Origin of the sequence: Kurthia sp. YJT4 (genome assembly GCF_030219945.1) — a bacterium.
Taxonomy (GTDB): Bacteria; Bacillota; Bacilli; order Bacillales_A; family Planococcaceae; genus Kurthia; species Kurthia gibsonii.
Genome location: NZ_CP126689.1, coordinates 514872 through 534905, shown reverse-complemented (window position 1 = coordinate 534905; position 20034 = coordinate 514872). Strand labels below are relative to the sequence as shown.

Annotated in this window: 16 protein-coding genes; 2 read left to right on the top strand and 14 right to left on the bottom strand. The window is 36.3% G+C overall.

Annotated features, from left to right (window positions below):
- Window positions 1–153: 153 nt before the first annotated feature.
- From QN089_RS02535 to QN089_RS02495, 9 genes are all read right to left on the bottom strand, one after another.
- Window positions 154–723 (bottom strand): peroxiredoxin family protein, encoded by a 570-nt coding sequence (locus QN089_RS02535; protein ID WP_068455495.1) that lies wholly within the window; start codon window positions 721–723, stop codon window positions 154–156.
- On the bottom strand, window positions 720–1349 hold the full coding sequence (locus QN089_RS02530) for a hypothetical protein (protein WP_285215903.1): 630 nt from the start codon (window positions 1347–1349) through the stop codon (window positions 720–722). The genes QN089_RS02535 and QN089_RS02530 overlap by 4 nt, the downstream gene beginning before the upstream one ends.
- 127 nt (window positions 1350–1476) lie before the next feature.
- Window positions 1477–2790, bottom strand: a complete 1314-nt coding sequence (locus tag QN089_RS02525) for a murein hydrolase activator EnvC family protein (RefSeq protein ID WP_285215902.1) — start codon at window positions 2788–2790, stop codon at window positions 1477–1479.
- Window positions 2791–2802: 12 nt separating this feature from the next.
- Window positions 2803–3687: a permease-like cell division protein FtsX gene (gene ftsX, locus QN089_RS02520; RefSeq protein ID WP_068455505.1), complete on the bottom strand. Its 885-nt coding sequence runs from the start codon at window positions 3685–3687 to the stop codon at window positions 2803–2805.
- A complete protein-coding gene (gene ftsE, locus QN089_RS02515; protein ID WP_068455508.1) occupies window positions 3677–4363 on the bottom strand; it encodes a cell division ATP-binding protein FtsE in 687 nt (228 codons plus the stop codon). The genes ftsX and ftsE overlap by 11 nt, the downstream gene beginning before the upstream one ends.
- Before the next feature lie 514 nt (window positions 4364–4877).
- Window positions 4878–6041 (bottom strand): DUF4097 family beta strand repeat-containing protein, encoded by a 1164-nt coding sequence (locus tag QN089_RS02510; protein WP_285215901.1) that lies wholly within the window; start codon window positions 6039–6041, stop codon window positions 4878–4880.
- A gap of 58 nt (window positions 6042–6099) precedes the next feature.
- Window positions 6100–8967 carry an excinuclease ABC subunit UvrA gene (gene uvrA, locus QN089_RS02505; RefSeq protein ID WP_285215900.1) on the bottom strand — a complete coding sequence of 956 codons (2868 nt, stop codon included), beginning with the start codon at window positions 8965–8967 and terminating at the stop codon, window positions 6100–6102.
- Window positions 8968–8974: 7 nt separating this feature from the next.
- Entirely contained in the window at window positions 8975–10957 is a 1983-nt protein-coding gene (gene uvrB / locus QN089_RS02500; RefSeq protein WP_285215899.1) for an excinuclease ABC subunit UvrB, read from the bottom strand.
- A 132-nt stretch (window positions 10958–11089) separates the two neighbouring features.
- The gene (locus tag QN089_RS02495; RefSeq protein ID WP_068455520.1) at window positions 11090–11338 is read right to left on the bottom strand and encodes an IDEAL domain-containing protein; all 249 of its coding nucleotides are present in this window, start codon (window positions 11336–11338) and stop codon (window positions 11090–11092) included.
- Window positions 11339–11867: 529 nt separating this feature from the next.
- Here QN089_RS02495 and dfrG point away from each other — a divergent pair.
- Window positions 11868–12365 carry a trimethoprim-resistant dihydrofolate reductase DfrG gene (gene dfrG / locus QN089_RS02490; protein ID WP_000868795.1) on the top strand — a complete coding sequence of 166 codons (498 nt, stop codon included), beginning with the start codon at window positions 11868–11870 and terminating at the stop codon, window positions 12363–12365.
- A 71-nt stretch (window positions 12366–12436) separates the two neighbouring features.
- Here the strand turns inward: dfrG and QN089_RS02485 are convergent, their stop codons facing one another.
- Window positions 12437–14389 carry a hypothetical protein gene (locus QN089_RS02485; RefSeq protein ID WP_000163792.1) on the bottom strand — a complete coding sequence of 651 codons (1953 nt, stop codon included), beginning with the start codon at window positions 14387–14389 and terminating at the stop codon, window positions 12437–12439.
- A gap of 6 nt (window positions 14390–14395) precedes the next feature.
- On the bottom strand, window positions 14396–14680 hold the full coding sequence (locus QN089_RS02480) for a hypothetical protein (RefSeq protein WP_000922261.1): 285 nt from the start codon (window positions 14678–14680) through the stop codon (window positions 14396–14398).
- Between the two features lie 196 nt (window positions 14681–14876).
- On the opposite strand from QN089_RS02480, the gene QN089_RS02475 reads away from it, so the two are divergent.
- Entirely contained in the window at window positions 14877–15422 is a 546-nt protein-coding gene (locus QN089_RS02475) for a competence protein ComK (protein WP_350310917.1), read from the top strand.
- A gap of 48 nt (window positions 15423–15470) precedes the next feature.
- On the opposite strand, the gene prfB is transcribed toward QN089_RS02475, so the two are convergent.
- The 3 genes from prfB to hpf all read right to left on the bottom strand — a co-directional run bounded on the left by prfB (window position 15471) and on the right by hpf (window position 20000).
- Window positions 15471–16569 (bottom strand): peptide chain release factor 2 gene (prfB, locus tag QN089_RS02470; RefSeq protein WP_285216406.1). Its coding sequence is split into 2 segments (ribosomal slippage): window positions 15471–16505 and window positions 16507–16569, totalling 1098 coding nucleotides; the frame shifts between segments, so codons are not numbered across the junction.
- 83 nt (window positions 16570–16652) lie between these two features.
- A complete protein-coding gene (gene secA / locus QN089_RS02465) occupies window positions 16653–19166 on the bottom strand; it encodes a preprotein translocase subunit SecA (RefSeq protein ID WP_285215898.1) in 2514 nt (837 codons plus the stop codon).
- A gap of 273 nt (window positions 19167–19439) precedes the next feature.
- Entirely contained in the window at window positions 19440–20000 is a 561-nt protein-coding gene (gene hpf / locus QN089_RS02460) for a ribosome hibernation-promoting factor, HPF/YfiA family (protein WP_068455529.1), read from the bottom strand.
- Window positions 20001–20034: the final 34 nt, after the last annotated feature.

Genomic DNA, 20034 nt, shown 5'->3' with positions numbered 1-20034 from the left:
TAGCTTATCATAATTGTACCAAAAGGCTGTTTTAATGAGTAGCATATTCTATTACATATCGACTATTTTTACCCTTTTCATACAAAGTAAAACAAGAGCTAACATAAAATAAGACTTCAGCAACAGTTTGCTAAAGCCTTAAAAGGTATTGAATTAATCTAATGACTTTACAACATCAGCAAGCTGCTGTTCATTCACTAAATTTAATTTTTGTTGAATAACTCCCTTTGTATTCACAAAGAATGATGTAGGGAAGTTTAATACATCGTATTTTTTAATAATTTCACCGCGTGGGTCAATCACAACAGGATACGTCATATTATATTTGTCAATAAACTTCTCAACATCCGTACTCTTACGTTCAGTACTCATCGCATTGACAGATAAAATGACAAAATTCTCATCTTTCGCATGTTCATTATAGTATGTAACCATGTGGGGCGTTTCAGCTTTACAAGGTGGACACCATGTCGCCCAGAAATTAATCATAACTTTCTTCCCTTTAAAATCCGATAACGAAACTTCTTCACCTTCTAATGTTCGAAGCGTAAAATCAGGTGCTTTTTGCCCGATTGCAATACCAGGAATATCTTCTGGTTTTTTCCCCTCAACGACTGTTTTTTTTTGTTCTTTTGGTTCTGTATTTTTTTGAATAATTGTTGTAACCGCAATGCCAATTAGCGCAATTACTAAAACAAAACTTGCAATTCTTTGCCACTTCACGAAAGTTCGCTCCTTTTCATTTTAAACTGATACCATGCTGTATAGACAATAAATGTTAAGATCATCCATAGTTTAGGTTGTTGAAAACCGAGTGGTTCAACTAATAGTGTAAACAATAAATAAATAAGTGTCATACGTAACGCAAAACGATCCATTTTTTCAAAAGAACGTTGCCACAAGATTAAAATAAGAATAACCAAGTTAAAGAAAACCATCAAAATCGTTAGCCATAACACTCCATCATTTAAAAGTGCGTATAAAAACTGCGAGCTACTATACATACTAAGCCAATAGAAACTCTGTTGTTGAATCGTATCTTTTTCGCTTTTCACCCGTAAAACACTATAGATGAATAAAATGATCGCTGCCAACGCAATACCAAATGTTCCACCATCAAAATAAAGCATCGAAAGTGGGTAATTCATAACTTCTTGCCAATTCGTTAAAACATAACTAAATTTCCAAACTAATATAAAAAGAACGAAATAATTTAAAAATGAATCAATCCATTTTCTACGTTTTAAAATAAAGAGAAAAAGAATCGTTATACTCATTGAGCCTAAAACGGCGAGCGATGTTGCAGGTAATGATAGATTGAATATGGTGTACCACATATTATTTTGCATAGACATCCTCCTATACCCGTTACGGTATAATATTCTTATATGAAATACAACTAAAAAAGCCGAGTCTGAAGTGATTTTCTCTCTCTTCAGACTCAGCTTCAATTCAATTCTCTCCTCTTGAATTGAATTATAGTGAAATATATTGCAGTGGGTTTACAGCACCCGTTGCTTGATTCACCCAAGAACCAATATGAATTTCAAAGTGAACATGAGGTCCTGTTGAACGTCCTGTTGACCCAATGTAACCAATAACTTCACCTTTTTTAACTGTTTTACCAACTGATGTACCAAAACGACTCATATGTGCATAAAGTGATGTGTATGTTTGACCATTAATATTATGTGTAATCATCACGACATTACCATATGTAGATAGTGGACTTGCTCGGAATACAACACCGTCTGCTGCTGCTACAATTGGTGTCCCTTCACTATTCGCAATATCAATACCATAGTGATATTCTGCTCCTGCACCAATGTCACGTCCTGCAAAACCTGAAGTGAATCGACCTTGTGCTGGTTTCATCCAAGTACCCGATGAAGCTGTTGGTACAGATCCTACACTTGCACTTGATGAAGAGCCACTTGAAATTGAATTGGATGTTGTTGAAATCGCTGCACTAGCTTTTTTCGCTGCTGCTGCCTCAGCCATTTTACGTGCTTTTTCAGCTGCTTTACGCTGCTCTGCTTCGATTTTCTTTTGTACTTTCGAGCTGACACTTGCAACTTCTGAATAATGATTTTCTAATCCTTTACGCTCTTTATTCAGTTTTGCTTGTTTGCGTTCCATCTGTGTTAAAGCTGCTTTTTTCTTATCTTGTTGTTTTTTCAAGCTTGCTTTTAAGTCTTCTAATTCTTTTTTACGATCTTCTTGTTCAGCAAGTTTTTCTTTCACTTGATTTTGTTGTTCTTCTACTTTTGCTTGGTCAGCTTTTTGTTCTTCTACAATGCGTTCATCCGCATTGACAATTTCATTCACTGCTGAGACGCGGTCGATAAAATCAGAAAAGCTATTAGAACCTAAAAGAACATCGATATAGCCAACTTGTCCACCTGTTTCTTGCATTGCGCGTGCACGCTCTTTTAAGATTTCATTACGCTCATCAATTTTCTTTTGAAGTGCTTCAATTGATTTTTGTAATTTTTCAATCTCGTACTTTGTCTGTGCAATCTTTTGCTCTACACCTTCGATTTTATTATCTGTCTCTTGAATTTTCACTGTGATTTTCGAAACTTCTTTTGCAGACTTCTCAATTTCAGCTTGGGCTTTTGCAATTTTTTCTTTTTTAGCTTGAAGTTCTTTGCTGATTTTACTTTTCTTTTGATCCAACGCATTTTTCTCTTTTTTCAAATCACTAACAGATTCAGCACTCGCGCTCATAGTAGGTACTAAGAGCGTCGTTGCAAGTGCTGCTGCGATTACTTTATTTTTTTGTAACACAACAAAATCCTCCTATACTTTTAAAAACTTTCGAACAGACATAAAACTGCCGACTACACCGATTAATACACCCATGACAAGTAGAATGATATCAACTTCCAAAATGAACGGCATGACATCTAAAATTTGAACAACACTGCTTTCAAGTTTTGGCGCAAGCGAACTATGCACAATGCTATAAAGCGTTGTGACACCGATAATTGGCAGAATTGAACCGATTGCTCCTAACCACATACCTTCTAAAATAAATGGCACACGAACAAATGAATTCGTTGCTCCAACCAATTTCATAATTTCGATTTCGCGACGACGTGCTGTAATCGTAATTTTAATTGTATTAGAAATTAAGAATGTCGCTGTTAATAACAACGCAATAATTAATACAATGCCTACTTTTTGACTAATATTTAATACATTAAATAATTTTTCAATTTTATCTTTACCATACTTCACTGTGTCGACAGCTGGATTTTTCTCAATCTCTTTTGCGACTTTTTCTGTTTGTTCAGGATCATCTGCCTTCACATACAGTACATTATGAAGTGGATTTTCTTGTTTAAATAGTGAAACATCATTACCAAAATCTTTGACTAATTTATCAAGCTCTTGTTTCTTCGACGAATACTTTACAGATTCTACACCTGGCATTTTTTCTACCTGTTGCTGTAATTCTGCTTCTGATGTTTCGTTTGCACTTAAATCAATTAATACTTTAATTTCAACATCATTCTTAATATCTGTAGACATCTTATTCAAGTTCATCATGATTGTTAAAAATACACCAACTAATAGTAGTGTTACTGTTACAGCACTAATTGATGCAAAACTCATCCAACGATTTCGTGCCATCGAGATGAAACTCTCTTTAAAATGACGCTTCATTGTATTAAAACTCATAACCGTAGTCACCCCCACGTTCATCTCGAACAATTTGTCCGTTTTCAATGGCGATTACTCGTTTACGCATTGTATTTACAATATCTTTGTTATGTGTAGCCATAATAATCGTTGTTCCTCTAGCATTAATCTCATCAAATAAACGCATAATTTCCCATGATGTTTCAGGATCTAAGTTACCTGTCGGCTCATCTGCAATCACGACTTTAGGTGAATTAACGATAGAACGTGCTATTGCCACACGTTGTTGTTCACCACCTGATAATTCATCCGGGAACATTTTTACTTTTTTCGTTAAACCAACTAATTTTAAAACATCCATTACACGTTTTTTTATTTCTTCTGGATCTTTTTCAATTACTTCTAAAGCAAATGCAATATTTTCATATACATTTTTACGAGGTAATAATTTAAAATCTTGGAAAACAACACCCATATTACGACGCAAAAACGGAATTTCTCTATCTTTTAAAGTTGTAAGGTCTGTTCCGTTTACTTTGATTTCACCTGAAGTTGCTTTTTCTTCTCTATACATCATTTTGATGAATGTCGACTTACCAGCACCACTCGGTCCAACAATATAAACAAACTCACCTTGCTTAATTTGTATGTTCAGTCCCTTAACAGCTACTACACTATTCGGGTACTTCTTTACAACATTTTTCATTTCGATCATGTTCGTACCACCTATTATTATAAATTGTAGTTCGTTTCTCTTTGTGACTACTGAATTTGAGCACATAGGTATCTAAGAACTCAACTGCACTTCAATAGTATATCATCTAAAAATCATTTCTCCATTACAGTTCCATTTCAATTTGCTCCTCGCTTGTAACACTTCGTCGAATTTCATCCATTCTACAGAAAAGCAGGCTTTTTTTCACATAACTAATAGTATCTATTTTACTAAAATAACAGGGAATAAGTTACAAAAAAATAGATTTTATACGTTTTTTGCACTCTTTTTTTCAAAGAACAGACACTTTTTATTTTTTTATCATAAATCGATTCAATATATATAATAGGTTAGCACAAAACACTTCTCTTCTATTTTTTAGCGTTCACAATGAAAAACTGGAACCGCACCACGGCGCGATTCCAGTTTTTATGCTCATATGAGAAAGTGTTTTACAGTTATGTCCTAGCTTTTTCGTATATCCGAAACAACACTTTGTTTCAGCATCATCTATTTATACAGTATAACGAACAATGACAGAGCCTGTTTGTGTTTCGCCATCAATTGTTAATTGATGTGCGTCAGGTACAACTTTACGGAAACGAACAGACTTATTGAACATTTGATTATCTTCACGTAAGAATTCAACATCTCCCAAAACAACATCCATCTTACCAAATGTAGAAGATAATTCACCGATTAAAGATACGCTTTCAGGAACATATAGCTCGATTGTCCCTGCTGCTGTATTGGCTTTAATGCGTTCTGTTTGTTGTGATTTCGATGTAACCACAACGTGTCCGTTTAATGATTTCGCTTCAATCGAACGTAATGAACCGTCAATATATACACGTCCATTCATCGTCTCTGCTTCAACTTCACGTCCTGCAACATCGCGAATATCAATGCTTCCATTCGCTGATTCAACATCTACTGAATCAAATGTGACATCCGAAATATGAATCGAACCATTTTTCGTTTCTACATTGACTTGATCCGCATTAATGCTGTGTAATGTAAAACCACCATTGAATAGATTAGCACGAATACGACGATAATCGCCTTTCGGTACGTACATGATGACATCTGTTTTCAGCATTTTCGCTGTGTTATGAATGCGTAATGTTCCTGCATCGTTTCCACAGTTAAACTGCTTTTTAATTTCTTCATTTGATAAATCTTTTTGAGCGCCCACTCGGAATAATGGTGTAGCTGATACTTCTAAATAAGCCGAACCATCTACAGAATCACGAATGGTTAATTGACCGTTTGGCATATCCACACTGATGTTATCAAATAATGTATTTTCAATCGGTTCAATCCAACTAAATTTGTTGTTTCCTGATGTCATCGAAGAGAAGTCAATATCGCGTACTTTATTGACTGCTGCACCAATAAAGTCCATGAATTTTGTACCGAATTCATTAAAATCACGCTTTATATCATTAATAAACTCATCTTCTTTTTTCGATTTTTCATCTTCCTGTGTATGTTTATAGGTTTGTTCTTCTTTTAGTTGCTCTTGTTCATGTGTTGATTGTTTAACTTCTTCTTTTTTTGGTGCGTCTTCTGACTTTACACCTTTTTGATCCAACTTCTCTAGTAATGTAATTGCCTCTTGTGCGCTAATGGTGCCGTTTTCAACTAACTGTAAAATTCGCTTACGTTCATCTTGCATTGTTGTGGCCTCCTTGTGCTTTAATACTTACTAATACGTTTGAACCAGACAGAAGGTTTCATTTTCCGGTTGCTTCTTGTAAATCTTTTTCCAAGCGTTTACGGTCACGCTCTAAGATAGGCAGTAGGTACTTCCCTGTATAGGAACCCTTCACCCTCGCTACTTCTTCCGGTGTACCTGTCGCAATAATTTGACCACCTCGGTCGCCACCTTCTGGACCTAAATCAATAATATGATCCACCGTCTTGATAACATCTAAATTATGTTCAATAACGAGTACTGTATTACCACCGTCTACTAAACGCTGTAAAACTTTTAAAAGGCGTGCGATATCATCGACATGCAGTCCAGTTGTTGGTTCATCTAAAATATAAATTGATTTACCTGTTGAGCGCTTGTGTAGCTCTGAAGCCAACTTCACACGCTGCGCTTCACCGCCAGAAAGAGTTGTTGCAGGTTGCCCCATCTTCACATAGCCTAGACCTACATCGACAAGTGTTTGAAGTTTACGTGCGATTTTCGGAATGTTTTGGAAGAATTCCAGACCATCTTCAACTGTCATCTCCAACACGTCTGAAATCGAGCGGTCTTTATACTTCACTTCTAACGTTTCACGGTTATAACGTTTACCATGACATACTTCGCATGGTACATATACGTCTGGTAAGAAGTGCATCTCGATTTTAATAATCCCATCACCACGACAAGCTTCACAGCGTCCGCCTTTTACGTTAAAACTGAAGCGCCCTTTTTTATAACCACGTACTTTCGCTTCGTTCGTCGCTGCATAAACATCACGAATATCATCAAATACGCCCGTATACGTCGCTGGATTAGAACGTGGTGTTCGTCCAATTGGTGATTGGTCGATGTCGATAATTTTCTCGATTTGTTCCATTCCTTCAACTGCTTTCACTGCACCTGGCTTTGCTTTTGCTCGATTAATTTTTTGTGCTAATGCTTTATACAAAATTTCATTAATCAATGTACTCTTACCCGAACCCGATACACCTGTAACCGCTGTGAAGACGCCGAGTGGAATATCAACTGAAACATTTTTTAAATTATTTTCTGAAGCTTTTTGAATCGTAATCATGCGTCCATCGTTTTGACGTCGTTCTACAGGTACAGGGATATATTTTTTGCCGCTTAAATATTGACCCGTTAATGATTTTTCGTTTTCCATAACTTCTTTTGGCGTACCAGCAGCGATAATTTCGCCACCATGAACACCTGCTCCCGGACCAACATCAATTAAATAATCTGCCGCAAGCATTGTATCTTCATCATGCTCTACAACGATTAATGTATTTCCTAAATCACGCATACTTTGTAATGTTTCAATTAAGCGATCATTATCACGTTGATGTAAACCAATAGATGGCTCATCTAGAATATAAAGGACACCTGTTAAGCGTGAACCGATTTGTGTTGCTAGACGAATACGCTGTGCTTCACCGCCTGAAAGTGAACCAGAAGCACGATTTAGCGTTAAGTAATCCAACCCTACATTATCTAAGAAAGAGAGACGTTCTGAAATTTCTCGAAGAACGAGCTTCGCAATTTTCATATCTTTTTCACTCAATTGTATTTCTTGGAAGAAGGCAAGTGCTTCTTTTATTGAAAATGTCGTAATCTCACCAATATGTTTATGATCGACTTTTACTGCAAGTGATTCGGGTTTTAAACGATAGCCTTTACATGATGGACAGTTCGACTGTGCCATGTATTTTTCCATTTGATCGCGTACATAGTCTGACGAAGTATCTTTAAAACGGCGTTCTACATTGCGTAATACACCTTCAAATTCAATCTCCTGTTCACGCGTTTTTCCAAATTCATTTGTATAACTAAAGAAGATTTTTTCGTCTCCTGAACCTTTTAAAATGATATCTAATTGCTCTTTTGGTAAGTCTTTCATTGGTGTATCCATATCAATATTGAAATGATCACAAACTGTTTTTAATAGTGTTGGATAATACTGTGAACTTGTTGGAATCCACGGCTCAATTGCGCCTTCATTCAATGTTAAATCGCGATTTGGAATAACCGCATCTACATCGACTTCTAACTTTGTTCCTAAACCATCACATGTTGGACAAGCACCGAACGGGTTATTAAACGAGAACATACGTGGTTCTAATTCGTCGACTGAGAAGCCACAGATTGGACATGCGAAATGTTCACTGAATAAAAGCTCTTCATATTCCATTACATCGACCATTGCACGACCTTCAGCAAGGCGTAATGCTGTTTCGAGAGAATCACTTAGACGTGCTTCCACACCTTCTTTTAATACGACGCGGTCAATCACTGCCTCGATTGAATGTTTTTTGTTCTTTTCTAATGTTAAATCATCATCTAAATCACGAATTTCACCGTCAATACGCACACGCACATAACCTTGTTTTTTCAAGTCTTCTAGTAATTTGACATGTGTACCTTTTCGTCCAGAAACGATTGGAGATAGAATTTGCATCTTTGTACGTTCAGGATATTGCTTTAAACGATCGACCATTTGCTCAATGGTTTGTGATGCAATCTCAATGCCATGATTTGGACAGATTGGCTTACCCACGCGTGCATATAAAAGACGCATGTAGTCGTAAATCTCTGTCACAGTCGCGACAGTGGAACGTGGGTTTTTACTTGTTGTTTTTTGGTCGATAGAGATGGCTGGTGATAAACCTTCAATTAAATCCACATCAGGTTTATCCATTTGTCCTAAAAACTGACGTGCATAAGCAGAAAGAGACTCGACATAACGTCGCTGCCCTTCTGCATAGATTGTATCGAATGCGAGTGAAGATTTACCTGAACCTGATAACCCTGTCATGACAACGAGTTGGTCGCGCGGAATTGCCACATCGATATTTTTTAAATTATTTGCGCGTGCGCCCTGTACAATAATTTCAGTATTCTTCAAAATGGTCTCACCCTTCTGCTTTCAGTTCTAAAATCGTATCACGTAGTTCTGCTGCACGTTCAAAGTCGAGTGCTTTCGCCGCTTCTTTCATTTCGACTTCTAGTAATTCAATGAGTGATATACGTTCGTTCTTCGTTAATTTCTTACCTTCTGTCACCTTTGAAATATACGCTTCTGGCTCTTCCGCCGCTGTTGTTGCACGAATCACATCGCGAATTTCTTTACGAATCGTTTGTGGTACAATGCCATGTTTTTCGTTATAGGCAAGCTGAATGGTACGACGACGTTCCGTTTCATCGATGGCTTTTTGCATCGAATCGGTCATATGGTCTGCGTACATGATGACATGCCCGTTCGCATTACGTGCCGCACGTCCAATTGTTTGAACAAGTGAACGTTCTGAACGTAAGAATCCTTCTTTGTCAGCATCTAAAATCGCAACAAGCGAGACTTCTGGGATATCCAAACCTTCTCGTAATAAGTTAATTCCGACAAGAACATCAAATACACCCATACGCAATTCACGAATAATCTCGATTCGCTCCAACGTTTTAATTTCAGAGTGTAGATAGTTTACTTTAATGCCCATCTCTTTTAAATAATCTGTTAAATCTTCGGACATTTTCTTCGTAAGTGTCGTAATTAATACACGCTCATTTTTCGCGATACGCGCTTGAATCTCGTCAATTAAGTCATCAATTTGCCCTTCAATTGGACGCACTTCAATGACTGGGTCAACCAATCCTGTTGGACGAATAATTTGTTCTACCATTTCAGGTGTATGTTCTAATTCATATGGTCCTGGCGTTGCTGAAACGAAAATCGCATTATGAATATGTTTTTCAAACTCCTCAAATGTTAGTGGACGGTTATCAAGTGCTGATGGCAAACGGAAACCATGATCTACTAACACCCCTTTACGCGCTTGGTCACCATTATACATCCCGCGAATTTGCGGCAATGTTACGTGACTCTCATCTACTACAAGTAAGAAATCTTCTGGTAAATAGTCGAGCAACGTATAAGGTGTTGCACCTGCTTCACGAAGCGTTAAATGACGTGAATAGTTTTCGATTCCTGATGTAAAGCCCATCTCACGCATCATCTCTAAATCATAATTAGTACGCTGTTCTAAGCGCTGCGCTTCAAGTAACTTTCCTTCTTCACGAAGCACTTCTAAGCGTTCTTTTAATTCTGCTTCGATATTTTCAATCGCTACTTTCATTTTTTCTTCTCGTGTAACGAAGTGGGATGCTGGGAAGATCGCAACATGTTCACGGTCACCTAATACTTCACCTGTTAATGCATCCACCTCTCGAATACGGTCAATTTCGTCACCGAAAAATTCAACACGAAGACAATGCTCATCACGCGATGCTGGGAAAATTTCGACTACATCGCCGCGCACACGAAAAGTACCGCGAATGAAGTTTAAATCATTGCGATCATATTGAATATCTACTAATTTACGCAGTAATTGATTGCGCTCAATCTCCATGCCTGTACGAAGCGATACGACCATCTCTTCGTATTCTTCCGGATTACCTAAACCATAAATACATGATACAGAAGCGATGATAATTACATCTTGTCTTTCAAAAAGAGCCGAAGTAGCAGAGTGACGTAATTTATCAATTTCATCATTAATACTCGCATCTTTTTCAATGAATGTATCCGTCTGTGGTACATAGGCTTCTGGTTGATAATAGTCGTAGTAACTAACAAAATATTCAACCGCGTTATTTGGGAAAAACTCTTTAAATTCACTATATAATTGTCCTGCTAATGTTTTATTATGTGCAATAACAAGCGTTGGTTTTTTCACTTCTTGAATCACATTTGAAATCGTAAACGTTTTACCTGTACCTGTTGCACCAAGTAATGTTTGATGTTTTTTCCCTGCTTTAACACCCTCTACTAATTCTGCAATCGCTTGTGGCTGGTCACCACCTGGTTGATAGGGCGCTTGTAAATCAAAATCATGTGACATGCGGCTGCCTCCTCATTTTCTCATTCTTCTATTTTAACATATCTCAAACCCTTTTACGAACATACGTTTCTTAATTGGAACAAAAATAAGATTTCTATTAAGTTACCCCTAATAGAAATCCTATGTCATCATTTATTCTTCATCAATCAAAGTGTCTTGTAATTGAATTAATTCTTTTGTAAATCGTTTAAAGGCTTCTTTATCTCTTTCGTCTAACGCGACATCAATTGCTTCACGAAGTAAGCGAATTTGTTGGTCTGCTAAAAGATGTTGTAAAAACATATCCATGTACAAATCGTTCAATAAGTCTTGCCCTTGTAACCCTTGACTAAGTGGCTGTTCATTGTTTGGAGAGTTCTGCTGTGAGTAACGATATTCCATCTTCATCACCTCGAATACCTTTTTGCTATTATATGCGAAAAAGATTCAAGAAAGCAACTAAAAGAAACTATTTATTTCAAAATTATCTGACTTTATAGAAATAGCCCGTTTTCTAAAAACGCCACTTTTGTCTAAATACCATTGCTTATGGCTACAAAATCACATATAATCATTTTAATAAATTCCATTAATTGGTTTTTGTTAAACAAAAGAAAAAGGAGTGTCAAATATGATAAAAGATCGTCTACCTGTTATTAAGTAGTTCAGTTTTGGAGTACAAAATGACAAAATGTACTTCAAAATGGACTACTTTTTTCATTTTAACTTACATACCAAATTACATACAAAATGATTTATAAAATGCAATTGAAAATGATAATTGAATGAAAATTTGTGATTTTGTGGTATTATGATAATATAACTTATAGAAAAAATTGCTTATTCAACTAACGGGCAGGATAATGAGAAAAGGTTTTTTGATAGAAATAAGAAATTAGATGGTAAATTAGTTAAAAAGGCTGTGTTATAAATGAAAGTTTCTTTGATTGCTGCGATGGATAAGAATAGAGTGATTGGCAAAGAGAATGACATTCCTTGGAGGATTCCCAAGGACTGGGAATATGTTAAAAATACTACAAAGGGACATCCGATAATATTAGGTAGGAAGAACCTTGAATCAATCGGAAGAGCCTTACCTGACAGAAGAAATATTATTCTGACGAGAGATAAGGGGTTTACCTTTAATGGTTGTGAAATTGTTCATTCAATAGAAGATGTTTTTGAGTTATGTAAAAACGAAGAAGAAATTTTTATTTTCGGAGGAGAACAGATTTATAATTTGTTTTTCCCTTATGTTGAGAAAATGTACATCACAAAAATACATCATGAATTCGAAGGAGATACTTTTTTTCCAGAAGTGAATTATGAGGAATGGAATGAGGTATTTGCCCAAAAAGGGATAAAGAATGATAAAAATCCGTATAACTACTATTTTCATGTATATGAAAGAAAAAACTTATTGAGTTAACGGGTGCGTTAATTGAAGAAGAACAGTAAAGATAAAGCACAAGAGCTTGGGATTACTCCAAGCTCTTTTTGTCATTTGAAATAAATTATATCTTTCCAATCAAATTGTTTATCTGTAATCCCTAATCTTTGAGCAGGTGTCAAAACCTTTTTATCCGCTGATTTAAAAGGGCGACAAAAGTTGTAGTAAGTTCTTAGAATTGTAATCGCAAATTGAGCATACTTCGGATTGAAGTTAGCGTAAATATAGCTCTTCTTATCACCACGAGCTGTTGTTAATGGTCTTTCAAGAGATGATATATAACGTCTTATCTGTTGAATAAAGCTATTGGTCGAATGGTCATTAACATTTAATAGCATCTTTGCGATTTCGTTTGGTTCCAGAGCAGATAAATCCGTTCTACAATCAACTGAATAAAATCCTTTATCCTTAGTGGCTAATGGATGTTTGATAGGGTTATCGGCATATTTGCGATATCTTTCTCCATCTTTACTAATAGCCTCTTCGTGGAATTGATGACTTGTTAGTAATTCAGTTAGATAATGAGATGCCAAAGTCCGTAGAAACTTTGTTTTGAATCCTCTGATATCTCCCCAATCGAGCAGTTCTGCTTTTGCTTGTCCGAATTCTTTTAAGCATTGTTTTCTGCTTTTCGTCTTGTTAACTTGGCAAATAAAATGATGTGCATCGCTCAACCTTAATTCTTTCGTGAATACTCTATAAAAGGCGTTTCTAATAGAGAAGTCATCATCACTAATCATTCGCCATTCGTCGGCATTAACCATTTGTTTAATTAACCAATAGTGAGCAGTTGTAGTATAAGGAGCATCAACATTTAAACCATCGACAAATCTACTCCTATTAGTAATTTTCCCTAATTCGTGAAGATAAGCATTCCTATTTTCGCTATCGTTAGCGGATGGTTCTTGTGGATAATAAGACCAATCTAACCTATCATTTTTACGACTAAAAGTATTGAGATGGTCTTCTTTGAATTTTCTTGTATCTTCATTTAATTCATCCATTGAAATATTCCAATCATAGGCAACATCAGAACGGAACACATATCTTGATAAGACCTCAGCAGATACAACTATATACGTTTGCATATTAAGGTCTTCAAACCCCGTATATTTCTTTGAACCTTGTCCTTTCTTACGGACGTTATTTAGGTAGTAGTGCATCTTGTCCGTATTAAGCCACATCTCGTTAAATTTCTTTGTTTGAAGGGGTTGTGTCTCATATCGTTCTAAAAACTCCAAACAACGCCTATACAGCCACTCCAGCTTATGATAGTAGGTTCCAACTCCAATTCCTAAAATATCACAAGTACGACTGACTGAAACCCTTCCAACAACCATCTTAGCGAACATTGGAAGAATGGTGTTCTTTTGTTGGTGATAAGTAGTGGTTTCTTCTCTTTTTGGTAGAACATTAGTGAACTTCTTACACGCCTTACATTGATAGCGTTGAGATTTGCCCCTACTTTTCCCCCTTTTGTAAAATTGCTTCGGCTCATTGAATGGGGTTGATTCTTCTTCCGAGCAGCCTTCTTTATGAAATTGATAATCTGGCTCAACATCTTGGATGCTATTGATTTCTATAAGGCGTTTAATTTCTTCAACAACAGACCAATTAGATAAAGGGGTTACTGTACAGTTTTGCGATACACCTCTGCCAATAGGATTGTCATTGCAGTACATACCTTTATGACCTTTATCTTTGGAACTACCAGTCATTTTATATCGACTTGGTTTCCCTTTTACATCTTTGAATTTGTGCTGTTCTTTCCCAAAATTACAACAAAACGGATTGATGCAGTAATTATATTGAATGGGATATTCAGAACCGTTCCATTTAAAAGACGTTGGCAAGAACAACATTTTGTTATACCTTGTTGCAAATCGTTTTGGAGTTAATAAATCATATTGTTTAGCCCTATCTTTTAATTCTTCGTTTGAAATCGGAATTTTAACATCTACAATTTCATCTTCCTTCGTGGCTAATCTTTTAAGCTTGGTCATTGTCTATCAACCCACTCTATCTTTGATACCCATTTTTTCAACAATCCGCTTATTACTTCGCTTGTTGGCAATCCATTCAATAAACTTCTTATCGTCTAAAATGTTCAATAAGAATTCATCCACTGCTTCGCTTTCAGTACGCTCTGCATATTCAGCGTATTGCTTAACTATCACCCTTACTTGCTCTGATATTTCCCAATCCACAGACTTAGCGTTCTTATTTTTTGGCTCAAGAAATTGCATAGGAAAATGCACCCCTTTTTGCTTAGTAAATTGTAACCATTTTAACACACCAATTTGCATTCCTACAATAATTATTTCACGTTCGCATTTTTATATACATTTTAACTTACATTTTGTGGTGTAAATTAACAACAAACGTTGATTTAACAATAAAAAACGAGTATCAAATTCAGTTGCAATTTGATACTCATTTAGGTTTACATTTTCACTTTTTGTACTCCAAAACTGAACTACTTAACCTGTTATTCTTTTAGAAGATTTTCGATTTAATGATGCAATCCAAGTTCTTGAACCAGTCATTTCTAAAAACAATCAACAACGATTTACATATGTACTTGAAAAACAACGTGAATATCTCATTCAATCTTCTATTAAACGCGTCATTCGAAAATGTTGCTTTCTTTTTGGGACATCATTAGATGAAGCATTGCGTTTTTCACGTACGATTACTAAAGCTACAAATAAACTTCCTATCGTACTTGGAACAACTGAACAACCTTATATTTTAATTCCTACCCTTTCTCCTGATCGTCCCTACACCATGTGGCTCGCACATCATGCTATTTTAAATTGCGATGTAAATTCTAAAGTGGACTGCGTTGTTCATTTAGATAATCAAATCCGTCCATTCTTTAAAACAAATGTCTCAACCGCTACATTACAAACACAACTTACACGTGCGATGTTTTTAAAAAGAAATTATCGTTTATTAAAAGATTTAATGCCTGAACCGATTTCTGAAAATCATGTGGTATTCATCGATTCCAATAACTTAAAACGATTAGATTAAAAAATAAAGAATCGCCGATAGACATCAGGATTCTTTATCTCTCATTTATTAAATTAACGAACGTAAATATGCATTGATGAATAAATCTAAATCGCCGTCCATTACTGCTTGTACATTGCCTGTCTCAGCATTTGTACGGTGATCTTTTACCATTGAATACGGGTGGAATACATATGAACGAATTTGGCTACTCCAACCAATTTCCTTTTGCTCACCACGAATTTCATCTACTTCTGCCTGTTGTTCTTCAACTTTTAATTGATACAATTTTGCTTGAAGCATATTCATCGCTTTTTCACGGTTTTTAATCTGTGAACGTTCAGCCTGACATGTTACGACAATTCCCGTTGGTAAATGCGTAATACGAATTGCTGAGTCTGTCGTGTTAATATGCTGACCACCAGCACCTGTTGCGCGGTATGTGTCTACTTTTAAGTCTTCTTGACGTACTTCAACCGCAATTTCATTATTGAATTCTGGAATCACGTCACATGATACGAAAGAAGTATGACGACGACCAGCTGAGTCGAATGGTGAGATTCGCACTAAACGATGCACACCTTTTTCGGCTTTTAAATAACCATATGCATTATGTCCTTGGATTGATAATGTAACGGATTTAATCCCTGCTTCATCGCCCGGTAGATAATCAAGTGTTTTCACTTTGAAGCCATGTTTTTCTGCCCAACGTGTATACATACGTAGCAGCATTTCGCCCCAATCTTGTGATTCCGTACCGCCAGCACCTGGATGTAATTCTAAAATGGCATTATTCGTATCATATGGACCACTTAATAATAATTGCAGTTCATAATCGGCTACGCTCTTTTTAAATGTTGCGAGTTCTTCTTCCAAACCTTCATGCAAATCATCGTCTGGCTCTTCTTTTAAAAGCTCTAACGTCATTTCAAGATTTTCTTGTTCCTCTACAAGACGATGAAATTCATTGACGATTTCTTTTAAACCCTTTGATTCCGCAATAATTTCTTGCGCTGCATTTTGGTCATTCCAAAAATTCGGGTCAAGCATCATTTCATCTGTCTCTTGAATACGTGCCTCTTTGTTCTCTAAGTCAAAGAGACCCCCTAAAATCATTTATTTTCTTCGCTGTGTCATCTAATGCATTTCGTACTTCTGATAATTCAATCATACATATTCCTCCAAATAATTTTGATATTTATAACAGAAAAGAGGTTAGCCACAGAATAGGCCAACCCCTCTTTTTCTGATTTATTCAGTCGCACCGTGGCAGTTTTTATATTTTTTACCGCTGCCGCAAGGACATAAGTCATTACGACCGATTTCTTTTTCTTTACGGATTGGACGTTTTTTCTTCGGTTTTGAACCTTCTTCTTTCGGGTTCACAGCTTGTCCTTTTGCTACTTCTTCACGTTCTAAGTTCGAACGAATTTCCGCTTTCATTGCAAAACGGGCAACTTCAGAACGAATTGCTGCAACCATTTCTTCAAACATACGGAAACCTTCTTGCTCGTACTCACGTAATGGATCGATTTGTGCATAGGCACGTAAATGAATACCTTGACGTAATTGATCCATTGCATCAATATGGTCAATCCATTTTGAATCGATTGCACGAAGTAAGATAACTTTTTCGAACTCACGCATACGTTCTTCAGATAACTCAGCCTCTTTTTCATCGTATGCAGCTTTAATTTTTTCGCGTAGCATCTCAATGATTGCTTCAGGCTCTTTATGCTCAAAGTCTGCAACACGCACTTCACCTTCTGGTAATAGTGTGCTACCAACATACGCTTCTAAACCTTGTAAATTCCATTCAGAAGGTGTATCACCTTGTGTATATGTTGCTACAGCAGCTGTTAATTCTTCATCAATCATTGACTCAACTAATTCACGCATATTATCTGTTTCTAGCACTTCATAACGCTCTTTGTAGATGATTTCACGTTGTTTACGTAATACATCATCATATTGTAGAAGACGTTTACGTGCATCAAAGTTATTACCTTCTACACGTTTTTGCGCTGATTCTACAGCTCTCGATACCATTTTCGATTGGATTGGTTGCGTATCATCCATACCTAAACGTGTCATCATCGCTTTCATACTGTCTGAACCAAAACGCTTCATCAATTCATCTTCTAATGATAGATAGAATTGTGTTACACCCGGGTCACCTTGACGACCAGCACGACCACGTAACTGGTTATCAATACGACGTGATTCATGACGTTCTGTACCGATTACAGCAAGACCGCCTAATTCAAGAACGCCCTCACCTAATTTAATATCCGTACCACGACCAGCCATGTTTGTCGCGATTGTTACAGAACCTTTATGACCTGCTTCTGCAATAATCTCTGCTTCAAATTCATGGTTTTTCGCATTTAAAATCTTATGTGGGATTTTTAATTTTGTTAAAAGTTGTGATAATAATTCAGATGTTTCGATCGCTACTGTACCAATCAATACAGGTTGACCTTTTTTATGACGTTCTGCGATATCTTGTGCAACTGCATTAAACTTCCCTTGCATTGTTGCATAGATTAAATCTGCATGGTCTTCACGTGCGATTGGACGGTTCGTTGGAATCACAATAACATCCATGTTATAAATGTTACGGAATTCCTCTTCCTCAGTTTTTGCTGTACCTGTCATACCTGATAACTTTTGATACATACGGAAGTAGTTTTGGAATGTAATTGTCGCCATCGTCATCGATTCATTTTGAATCTCAACGCCCTCTTTTGCTTCGATTGCTTGGTGAAGCCCTTCAGAATAACGACGACCGTTCATAATACGACCTGTAAAGCCATCAACGATCATCACTTCGCCGTCTTGTACTACATAGTCAACGTCTAAGTGCATCGCAACATGTGCACGTAACGATTGGTTAATTGCATGGTTTAAGCCAACATGTGTTAAATCAAATAGGTTTTCAATATTGAAAGCACGCTCAGCTTTTTCAATCCCTTGTTCTGTTAGCGTTACACCTTTTGATTCAATATCATAGTTATAATCTTCATCTTTTTTCAGCATACGTACAAACGCATTTGATTGTTTGTATAGTGCAGCTGATTGGTTTGCTTGACCTGAGATAATTAATGGTGTTCTCGCTTCATCAATTAAGATGGAATCGACCTCATCAATTACAGCAAAGTGTAATGGACGTTGTACGCGTTCTTCTTTATAAAGCACCATATTATCACGTAAGTAGTCAAACCCAAGTTCGTTATTTGTACTATATGTGATGTCACATGCATAAGCAGCACGTTTTTCTTCTTTTGATAAACTGTTTAAGTTTAAACCTACCGTTAAACCTAAAAATTCATAAAGAGGACGGTTAATCTCAGCGTCACGACTTGATAAATATTCGTTGACTGTTACGACGTGTACACCTTTACCAGTTAGGGCATTCAAATAAACAGGTAATGTACCTGTTAATGTTTTACCTTCACCTGTTTTCATTTCTGCAATGTTACCACCATGTAATGCAGCACCACCCATTACCTGTACGCGGTAAGGGAACATTCCAAGTACACGCTTCGCAGCTTCACGTACAACCGCAAAAGCTTCTGGTTGAATTTGATCAAGTGTTTCACCATTATTTAAGCGCTCACGAAATTCCGTTGTCTTTTGTTGTAATTGTTCATCCGTTAATGCTTCCATCTCTTTTGAATACGAATCAACCGCGTCTGCAATCTTCTCGATTTTTTTCAGTTCACGTTTATTCGGATCAAAAACTTTATTAAATATGCCAAGCATTTCATTTCACATCCTATATAGTCTTATATTTCATTTTATCATTTTTAAAGTTCTTAGTGCAAACGAACGATATATTTATTTCTCTCGTACGAGTTACTCGGTTTATTTTTTTGAGTCAATTATTTCATTCGACTTAGAAATAGCCTAAATTTTTACTTTCACACGACTTTTTGATTATATCATTAAAAAGGTGCGATATGATAGCATTCTTCATATTTTTTACACCAAAAAAGAGAACTAGCTGAACTAGTTCTCCTTCTATTCTAAAATAAATTATTGGTTTGTTTCAATTAAACCGTACTTGCCGTCTTTACGTTTATAAACAATGTTTGTTTCGTTTGTTTCTGCATCTGTGAAGATATAGAAGTCATGACCTAACAAATTCATTTGAAGAATGGCTTCCTCATCATCCATTGGTTTTAAATCGAATTGTTTTGTACGTACGATTTCTAAACTTTCTTCTGCATCATCCGCTACTCTCTCTGGCTCAAGCTGAATTTGTGCAAAATAAGTGCCTACGCCTTCACGCTCACGGAATTTACGATTCACTTTTGTTTTATGCTTACGAATTTGACGCTCTAGTTTTGCAACTACTTGGTCAATCGCTACATACATATCATCATTTCGATCTTCAGCACGAAGCATTAATTTCTTCATTGGAATTGTAACTTCCACTTTAGAGCTACGATCTTGATAAACTTTTAGGTTGATGTGAGCTGTAGCATCAATTTCCTCATTGAAGTATTTTTCAAGTTTTCGGACCTTATTTTCAGCATACTCTCGAATTGCTGGAGTAACTTCAATGTTTTCACCACGAATGTTAAATGTTAGCATATTAACTCCTCCTTCATGAACCTATATCTACTAT

What these genes read in the sequence shown, in the direction of transcription:
- ftsX (WP_068455505.1), bottom strand. Translation starts at nt 3,687, where the DNA reads ATGAGTTTTAATACAATGAAGCGTCATTTTAAAGAGAGTTTCATCTCG.
- uvrB (WP_285215899.1), bottom strand. Translation starts at nt 10,957, where the DNA reads ATGTCACATGATTTTGATTTACAAGCGCCCTATCAACCAGGTGGTGAC.
- QN089_RS02510 (WP_285215901.1), bottom strand. Translation starts at nt 6,041, where the DNA reads ATGCAAGATGAACGTAAGCGAATTTTACAGTTAGTTGAAAACGGCACC.
- dfrG (WP_000868795.1), top strand. Translation starts at nt 11,868, where the DNA reads ATGAAAGTTTCTTTGATTGCTGCGATGGATAAGAATAGAGTGATTGGC.
- QN089_RS02495 (WP_068455520.1), bottom strand. Translation starts at nt 11,338, where the DNA reads ATGGAATATCGTTACTCACAGCAGAACTCTCCAAACAATGAACAGCCA.
- secA (WP_285215898.1), bottom strand. Translation starts at nt 19,166, where the DNA reads ATGCTTGGCATATTTAATAAAGTTTTTGATCCGAATAAACGTGAACTG.
- QN089_RS02530 (WP_285215903.1), bottom strand. Translation starts at nt 1,349, where the DNA reads ATGCAAAATAATATGTGGTACACCATATTCAATCTATCATTACCTGCA.
- hpf (WP_068455529.1), bottom strand. Translation starts at nt 20,000, where the DNA reads ATGCTAACATTTAACATTCGTGGTGAAAACATTGAAGTTACTCCAGCA.
- QN089_RS02485 (WP_000163792.1), bottom strand. Translation starts at nt 14,389, where the DNA reads ATGACCAAGCTTAAAAGATTAGCCACGAAGGAAGATGAAATTGTAGAT.
- ftsE (WP_068455508.1), bottom strand. Translation starts at nt 4,363, where the DNA reads ATGATCGAAATGAAAAATGTTGTAAAGAAGTACCCGAATAGTGTAGTA.